Source organism: Vibrio sp. Y176 (assembly GCF_033438945.1).
The window spans coordinates 1-947 of sequence record NZ_JAWOQS010000174.1; the positions used below are offsets into that span (position 1 = coordinate 1).

Annotated in this window: 1 protein-coding gene; it reads right to left on the reverse strand. The window is 49.3% G+C overall.

Features of this window, described 5'->3' with window-relative positions; translation table 11 throughout:
• Positions 1-947 (reverse strand): flagellar assembly protein T N-terminal domain-containing protein (locus R7O13_RS24915; RefSeq protein WP_318304949.1); only part of this gene is annotated, 947 nt, incomplete at both ends.

Below are 947 nucleotides of genomic sequence, written 5' to 3' on the forward strand. Positions count from 1 at the left end.
GTGTGCCACAGTTGTAGCTTGTCACCTTCTTTTACGCCGTGCATACGGCCCAGATCCATCGTGACGGTGTTGCCAAAAACGGCCACCACTTCCGGTAGGGTAATCTTGCAAGACAGTTCGGACTCGAGGTCTAACATGATGTTGCGGCTGACGCGTAGCATCATTTCGCCATAGGTCGATGCCCAGAAACGTGCGCTGCGAGTGTCCACTTGGCTGGTTTTGGCGAATGGCCAACGCGCGACTTCGCGGTACGCTTTGTTGAAGACTTCATGGCCTGTCTTACCATCGAAGACTTTCATCTCTAAAGCAAACTGGCGGTTAATGATGTCGTCTTTTAAGAGTTGAGATTCAATCGTTGCCGTTAAGTCAGTGATCACGCCGCCAATAATGTATTGTGCGCCGTTGTCCTGCGCAATCATTTGAGTGCGAGCTGGATAATTGCTGCTGATTGAGTAGTCTGTCGTGCCAACAGAAACGAAGCTGCGCGAGGTTTGATCCAATTGGCGATTAACGACTTTGCTGAAATCGTCACCCACTTGGTAGATTTGCCCCATGACTGCTTGTTGGGGAGAGGCAACGTCAATGTTACCGACCAAAATAGTCTTTTTGTATTGATCCGTGTGGCAACCCGTTGCCGATGGATAGATGTCCACTCGGATCTTCATTTCCATTTTACCACCGCGTTTGCGCTCAGATTCCACGAGAATGTAGCGCACCTCATGGTTAGTAAACTGATATTCTTTGCGGTTTTCTTCCAATAGCGGCATCAAATTACTGATGCTGCCAATGTCTGCGCCCGAAAAGTTGACGGCTTTGAATAGAGCGTCTTCCAACGCATGGAGCCTTGCCGCATCTTCAGAAGAAACGATCGTGGCAACGCCTGTCACTTCGTACCAAGACGCCACTGCACGAAATGGCAGAAGCATAACGAAAGTGATTGAAAGTAG